This is a genomic window from Pedobacter sp., assembly GCF_035566355.1.
In the GTDB taxonomy this organism is placed as follows: Bacteria; Bacteroidota; Bacteroidia; order Sphingobacteriales; family Sphingobacteriaceae; genus Pedobacter.
Window position 1 is genome coordinate 1 of sequence record NZ_DATMRL010000479.1, and the last position, 6,930, is coordinate 6,930.

At 40.3% G+C, this 6,930-nt stretch carries 7 protein-coding genes and 1 pseudogene; 5 read left to right on the plus strand and 3 right to left on the minus strand.

The features are described from left to right. Together VNZ46_RS18680 and VNZ46_RS18685 are read right to left on the minus strand one after the other, a co-directional pair. The coding region (locus VNZ46_RS18680; protein ID WP_325561541.1) for a hypothetical protein at positions 1 to 481 on the minus strand (481 nt) is incomplete at its 3' end. Beyond that, positions 468 to 1,034, minus strand: a complete 567-nt coding sequence (locus VNZ46_RS18685; RefSeq protein WP_325561542.1) for a sigma-70 family RNA polymerase sigma factor — start codon at positions 1,032 to 1,034, stop codon at positions 468 to 470. The genes VNZ46_RS18680 and VNZ46_RS18685, both read right to left, overlap by 14 nt. A gap of 213 nt (positions 1,035 to 1,247) precedes the next feature. Here VNZ46_RS18685 and VNZ46_RS18690 point away from each other — a divergent pair, with 213 nt between their 5' ends. The 5 genes from VNZ46_RS18690 to VNZ46_RS18710 all read left to right on the plus strand — a co-directional run bounded on the left by VNZ46_RS18690 (position 1,248) and on the right by VNZ46_RS18710 (position 6,514). Continuing rightward, positions 1,248 to 2,135 (plus strand): hypothetical protein, encoded by an 888-nt coding sequence (locus VNZ46_RS18690; RefSeq protein WP_325561543.1) that lies wholly within the window; start codon positions 1,248 to 1,250, stop codon positions 2,133 to 2,135. Positions 2,136 to 2,148: 13 nt separating this feature from the next. Then, positions 2,149 to 2,514, plus strand: coding sequence for a cytochrome c (locus VNZ46_RS18695; RefSeq protein WP_325561544.1), 366 nt, complete (start codon positions 2,149 to 2,151; stop codon positions 2,512 to 2,514). Between the two features lie 29 nt (positions 2,515 to 2,543). Further along, positions 2,544 to 3,092, plus strand: coding sequence for a YceI family protein (locus VNZ46_RS18700; RefSeq protein ID WP_325561545.1), 549 nt, complete (start codon positions 2,544 to 2,546; stop codon positions 3,090 to 3,092). Continuing rightward, positions 3,089 to 4,042 carry a DUF5777 family beta-barrel protein gene (locus VNZ46_RS18705; protein ID WP_325561546.1) on the plus strand — a complete coding sequence of 318 codons (954 nt, stop codon included), beginning with the start codon at positions 3,089 to 3,091 and terminating at the stop codon, positions 4,040 to 4,042. The genes VNZ46_RS18700 and VNZ46_RS18705 overlap by 4 nt, the downstream gene beginning before the upstream one ends. Before the next feature lie 123 nt (positions 4,043 to 4,165). After that, a complete protein-coding gene (locus tag VNZ46_RS18710) occupies positions 4,166 to 6,514 on the plus strand; it encodes a mechanosensitive ion channel family protein (RefSeq protein ID WP_325561547.1) in 2,349 nt (782 codons plus the stop codon). 27 nt (positions 6,515 to 6,541) lie between these two features. Here the strand turns inward: VNZ46_RS18710 and VNZ46_RS18715 are convergent. Next, positions 6,542 to 6,930: pseudogene (locus VNZ46_RS18715) on the minus strand (glucuronyl hydrolase); the annotation flags it as partial.

The window sequence follows — 6,930 nt, forward strand, 5'->3', positions numbered from 1 at the left end:
TTGGGCCAATACTATCTTTTTTTTCTTTAGAGCTTTCGGCAACAGAACTTACGGCCTGAATTGGAGCTTGACTATTTTTGTTTTCTGGTACGATTGTATCAGAAACATGAATTGGTAGAATTTCTTTTTTTGAAGGAAACTGTTTTTCTTTTTTTGTTTCACTAACTGCAACTACTGATCTTGTTGTGTCCTCATTGATGTTTTTTTGTATTGAAGGTTTAGCTCCCTGTTCCACTACTGCGGTATTCTCCTTGATTTTCTTATTCATATCATGTTGTGGCCCGGAGAAAAACCAGAACATAAAAATCAATACTGTTGCCGCAACACCCAGAGCAGTAAAGAGCCAGAATGGAATTCCCCTCCTTTTCTCTTGCTGATCAAGTTTATGCTCCATTTTTTCCCAATCCATTTCATTAAATGGAATATCAGGATCACTAAGCCCACGTTTAAAGAACTGATCTATATTATTATTGTCTTCCATCAGTATCTGTTTTTTTGGTTAGCATTTCATGATTTTGATTGAGGACAGCAAGTTTTTCCTGTAGTTTCTGCCTCGCTTTAAATAAATTGGATTTTGAAGTCCCTACTGATATTTTTAAAATTTCGGCTATTTCCTCATGGGAATAACCATCTATGGCGTATAAATTAAATACCGTTCGATAAGCTGGAGACAGTCCTTGGATCAATAACAACAAATCCTTATAAGCAAGCTGATCATAGACTACAGCTTCGTATCCAACACCCTCATACTCGCTCACATCTTCGTGATCTGAGAATTTCAAATTTGCGCGGTAATGATCTATAGCCGTATTGGTTATAATTTTCCCTATCCAGGACTTGAAGGGTTTAGAGGTATCATATTTATCAATGTGTGTAAACACCTTCATAAAGCCATCATTCAGCACATCGGCAGCATCATAATCGTTCATGATATACCGCCTGCAGATTGCCATGCAGTAACTGTAAAATTCTTTATAGAGCACATACTGACTGGATCTTTCCCTTCGGATACAACCGTTGATAATTCTCTGCACCTATATGATATACTTTAAGTTTTTAACCCGAGCCATTTAACCCAATACGAGGCCTGCGTACGAAAGGTTGCCAACCTTTAGGATAAATTTAACGATTTTTTATAAAATACTGATAAACAATGAATTAATATTTTAAATAAACCCGGCAACCTTTATAAAACTCCGCCCGTAATCTAGGTAGTACTAAAATAAATTATTTAACTGATAGAATTTATGAAAACGAACTTAACAAAAACATTTGTCCTTTTGACCCTGTCCTCGGTCATTTTCTTATCGTCATGTTCTAAAGGAGGCGACGGGATGTCTCCTGCCGGAACTGATCCTTATGGTAATCCTCCGGCCACAAATCCACCGGCTGGAAATTCCGATCTTCAGCTGACTTCCAATACGAAATTTGGAAATATACTGACCGATTCCAAAGGTAGGACGCTGTATTTCTTTTCTATTGATGCCAATGGAACATCAGGTTGCAGCGGAGGTTGCGAGGTGGCCTGGCCTGTGTACTATGCCGGGAACGAAACGGCACCAACCGGAATTGCCGCCACGGACATAAAAACCATTACCCGGGCCGATGGAAAAAAGCAAACAACCTATAAGGGCTGGCCCTTGTATTATTACGCTGCAGATACTAAACAAGGTGATGTGGGTGGCGATGGCTCCGGAGGCACCTGGTTTGTAGCCAAGCCTGATTATTCCATTATGCTGGCCAGCTATCAATTGGTTGGTCTGGATGGCAAGAACTACCTTGATGGTGCTAAAGAAGGAACAGGTACAACTCAGTACTTTACAGATGCCGCCGGCAGAACGCTGTACGCTTATGCACCTGATACATTTAATAAAAACACCTATACCAAAGCAGACCTCAGCAACAATGGAATCTGGCCAATTTATGAATCGGATGTTTTAAATGTTCCTTCGGTATTGGCTAAAGATATGACTGTTCAAATCACAACTGTTGGTAAAAAACAACTGACTTATAAAGGTCATCCATTGTATTATTTCGGTTCTGACGCTAAACGTGGCGATACCAAAGGCGTCAGCGTACCTACTCCCGGAGTTTGGCCGATTATGACCATAAACACACCAGCATTAGCCAATTAAACTCATCAGCATCATGCCTAAATATTCTGTAATCACTTTTGTTCTTGTAATCATCTATATGATTTTATTGAGCTGTTCTAAAAAACAAGCGGCAGAGATTAAGCCAGATCTACCTTCTGCACCGGAAAATCCCGGTGCAGGGCTTACCTACAGCAACTTTGCACAAGCATTATTTCAAAATAAATGTGCTGGCTGCCATGCGCCCGGCCGCTCGGCAGCGCCCATTTTTAGTTTTACGGGTTATGCCTCTGTTGTGTCAAACTCAGACCGCATTAAGCAAGCTGTGCTGATTAATAAAACCATGCCACAGGGCGGAAGTTTATCGGCTACAGAACTGCAGTCGTTAACGAATTGGTTTAACCAGGGAATGGTTCAATAGTTTCAATAACAATTTAAATAATCTGGCCGATGAAAACCATCTATTTTATTCTGTTGATCTCCTTTGCCGGTCTATCGGCAAAGGCACAAAGTATTGCAGTGAGTAAAAATGCTTCAATTTCTTTTTTTTCCAGTACTGTGGTTGAAGACATAGAAGGGAAAAGCAATACAGCCAACTCCGCACTCGATCTTAAAACGGGCAACATCATCTTTAAAGTAATGAATACCTCCTTTCAGTTTAAAAAGAAACTTATGCAGGAGCACTTTAATGAAAACTACATGGAGAGTAACACCTATCCTTTTTCAGAATTCAAAGGAAAGATTATTGATCCTGTTGATTTTAACAAAGATGGCAATTATACCCTGTCTGTTGAAGGAACATTAAATATCCACGGGGTAACAAAAACCTGTCAAAGTAAAGTAAACCTGGTTATAGACAAGGGGATCATTTCCGCTAAATCTGTGTTCCGGATAAAGATTGCCGATTACAAGATCAAAGTTCCTTCCATTGTATTTAAAAACGTAGCTGAATCAGTAGAGGTACGTGTATCAGCTGTTTATCAACCTAAAACCATATGAGATTAACCCCTTTATATCTAAAAATCCTGTTGCTCTCTTTGTTGGCAACAATTACACTATCAAGCTTCGGTCAGGATGATCTGGAAAAAGCGTTATTGACAGCCCCATCTCCCGGACATCAAAAAGTCACCGCGACTTTTAAATCGACCAAACTGATCAATGGACACACGAATGAAACCATTTATAAAAATGAATTGGACTTTAAAGTAGATCATCGTTTTGGAGATATTGCCGGCAGCCAGGGTGGTATTAAACAATTCTTCGGGCTGGACAATTCAACCGATATCCGGATTGGCTTTGAATATGGAATCAGCGATCGTCTGAGCATAGGCCTCGCCCGGGCAAAAGGAGCGACCAATGTACAGCAGCTCTACGAAGGAAGTATAAAATACCGGCTGCTGGAACAAACCACAGATGATTATATTCCGGTTGCGCTTACCTTATTTGGCAGCAATACCATAGCAGCAGTGAGTGCAAGTGAAGACCCGGCTTCTGCGGCTGCTTACCATAGTTTTAAAGACAGGATGAATTACGTCAGTCAGCTAATCATTGCCAGGAAATTTACGGAAGGCATTTCTTTTACACTGACCCCTAGTTACATACACCGAAACCTAACCGCTTTCAGGGATCAAAATGATCTTTTTGCGCTTGGTGCAGGTGCGCGTGCAAAGATCAGCAAAAGAATGGCTGTGGTGGTTGACTATTTTATTCCTTTCCGAAACAGCGCGGATAAAGCTTATCTGGAGGGGATTAACGGAACTAAGTTCTACAACCCGCTTGGTGTTGGCCTTGAAATGGAAACGGGTGGCCATATTTTTCACCTCAATTTCACCAATGCTGCTGCAATTGAAGAAATGCAGTTTATCCCACAAACGACAAGTTCCTGGTTAAAAGGACAATACCGATGGGGATTTAGTATTTCCAGAAGATTTTCTTTTAATAAAAAATAGAATAGCAAAGCGTCAATACGTATGCATATTTTAGCTAAAATATTATTTTAAATGACCACATTTAAAATTTGGCACAAATACTGCTTATCGGCTTCTGTTATTCTATTTAATTTATTTCATATCATGTCTTTAAAGACTCTTTGTAAGATATACCTCAGGACAGCTTTGCTGTCCCTTTGTTTACTGAGTACTTTCCACACTTCTTTTGCTCAAAAAAAGCGAAAACATGTGGTTACGGAGACGGAAATTCCTTTGCTGGTCAACAAGGTAGAGACCTATACATTTACAGTAGATAAAAACAATTTTCAACTCAAAAAGGGCTTTGATTTCAGTGCAATAGAAAACACGCTTCCGGATATAGAAAAAAAGATAAAAGCATTCAAAACCAAGTTTGAGGTACAGGGTGGAAAGATGAATCTTCGGAGCCTGAACAGTGCAGTTATTCTTTTAAAAGAACAGGCAGATAACCTCAGTGCTTATAAAGCATTACTCACCGAGTATAATGAACAACTCACTAAAAGCAATATCGAAGTAAAAAAAATATTGGTTGACCCGGATCTCAATGTTATTATACCCGATTCGGTATTAAATGAGCAGCTGGGCGATCTTCTTTCCGAAGGCCGTTCACTGGATACTTTGCAAAGACGGATGTTGTCAAAGGTAAACTTGTTGAGAAATCGCCTATCGGTTAACCTCCTGCAGTTAAATGATCTTTCTTCGGATATGAACTATCTGTCGATTTCTAAAAAGATCAATATGTTTTCCCGCGAAGAGTCTCCTCTGTTTAGTGCACGGGCCAGCCAGTACCAGCAGAGTTTTGTGGAGGTTATCGCCAATGGATTTCAGCGTTCAGCGAAAATAATCGGCATCTATCTTGCAGGAAAAATGCACATTGTGACACTTTCCTTGTTAATATTTATTCTTACCACCACCTGGTTGTTGTCCAACAGGAGAAGGATAAAAAAACAGGAGGATGCCAAAAACGTATTTGAACAGATTAATTTTCTAAAAAGAAGTTTTTTGATTGGATCTTTAATGGCACTTTTCACTTATGCTCCTCTTCTTTTTGGAAATCCAACCATGTCTTTGCTACATGCTCTTGAAGCCATCCGCCTGGCATGTATATGTATGCTGATCTGGCCCTTTTTAAATAAAGGTTCTGGAATTTTATGGATTGGTCTTGTTTGTTTATGGGTTTTCTATGCCATTGATGATATTTTACTGGATGCTGCATTTGGCGAACGCTGGGGCTTATTCCTGGCGGGCTTACTGCTCATGGTCATTTGCATCAAAATGATCCGTTCTAATCATGCTTTTTTTATAAAGATCGAAGAGTCTCCGGCAACCAAAGCACTCCTTATTTTTACGCTGGCACAGGTTACCCTATCTGTTCTGTTTAACCTTACAGGGCGATTAACGCTGGCTAAAATATTTGGGGTAAGTGCCATTCAATGCCTGATGCTTGGAATTTCACTTAAGGTTTTCTGTACCATGGTATTGGAGGCCATTTACCTGCAAACAGAAGCGTATCACGACAGCAGATTTTCTGATTTTATCAATTATAAAGAACTTCAGCATCGTTTTCAGCGGAATTTATGGATTATTGCCTCCATTATATGGACCATTGGGTTTATCCGCAATCTGACCCTTTATGATGTGCTGGTTAAAGTATCATCGTCTTTTTTTTATACACAAAGAAGTATTGGAAGTTATCAGTTCACTTTCGCTAGTATTGCCATATTCTTCTGCATCATATGGATGTCTTCCTTAATTTCAAGCTTCATCAGCTTCTTTTTTGGCCATGAAAAGGCCACAGCCGGAGGCAAACGGAACAGTTTGAATTCTATGATGCTGCTCGTTCGTCTCGCCATCTGGACAATCGGTTTCTTAATTGCCGTAGCCGCCGCGGGTATTCCTATCGATAGATTATCCATTATGCTTGGAGCATTGGGAGTAGGTATTGGTTTTGGTTTGCAAAATATAGTAAATAACCTGGTTTCAGGGGTTATACTTGCCTTTGAACGTCCTATACAGATTGGTGACCAGATTGAAATTGGCAATAAATCAGGTACGGTTAAAGAAATTGGGGTACGATCTAGTAAAATTCACAATGCAGAAGGCGCAGATATCATTGTTCCCAATGGGGATCTCCTTTCTCAACACCTGATCAACTGGACAATGCAGGACCGCAGCAAAAGAGTAGAGTTTATGATCGGAGTTCCTTACGATACCGACCTGGACTGGGCTAAAAACCTCATCGCAGAAAAGCTTAAACTGAATGAAAATATTCTTCAGACGCCTGCCCCTGTAATTATTGTTCAGGACTTTGGAGAGTACGCCATTAGCATCCGGATTTTATTTTGGGTTGCAGACCTTGGCGTTGCTGGTTCTATGCGCTCTACGGCCATGATAGATACAAAAAAAGTGCTGTCGGAGGCAGGAGTACAATTACAAATCAGGCCCCTGAGTTAAAGCCTTGGGTATTCAGGAGCCTGATTCTTATTTTTCGCTTCTCAGCAAAGCTTCGAGATAATAATAGTCTGCATAATTTATTGGCACATCGACTTCGGAATTCGCCGGCCGGTGGCCTGTATTGTGCTCCAGGATAAAACCTTTGTTAGTACCAGGTTTACTGGTATAATTCTGATTTAAACTGAAAATGATCTGGTCTGCAGCTTTCCTGTAACCCTGTCCTTTGCTGTATTTATCCAGCTCATATAAAGCGGAAGCAGTTATGGCAGCAGCGGAAGCATCCCGGGAAACATTAGGAATTTTTGGATCATTGTAATCCCAATAGGGAATACCATCTTTTGGTGTTACCGGGTTTTTAAGGATAAACCCTGCAATGCCATTGGCTTGTTTCAAGTAGGCTTTGTCTCCTGTTTCCC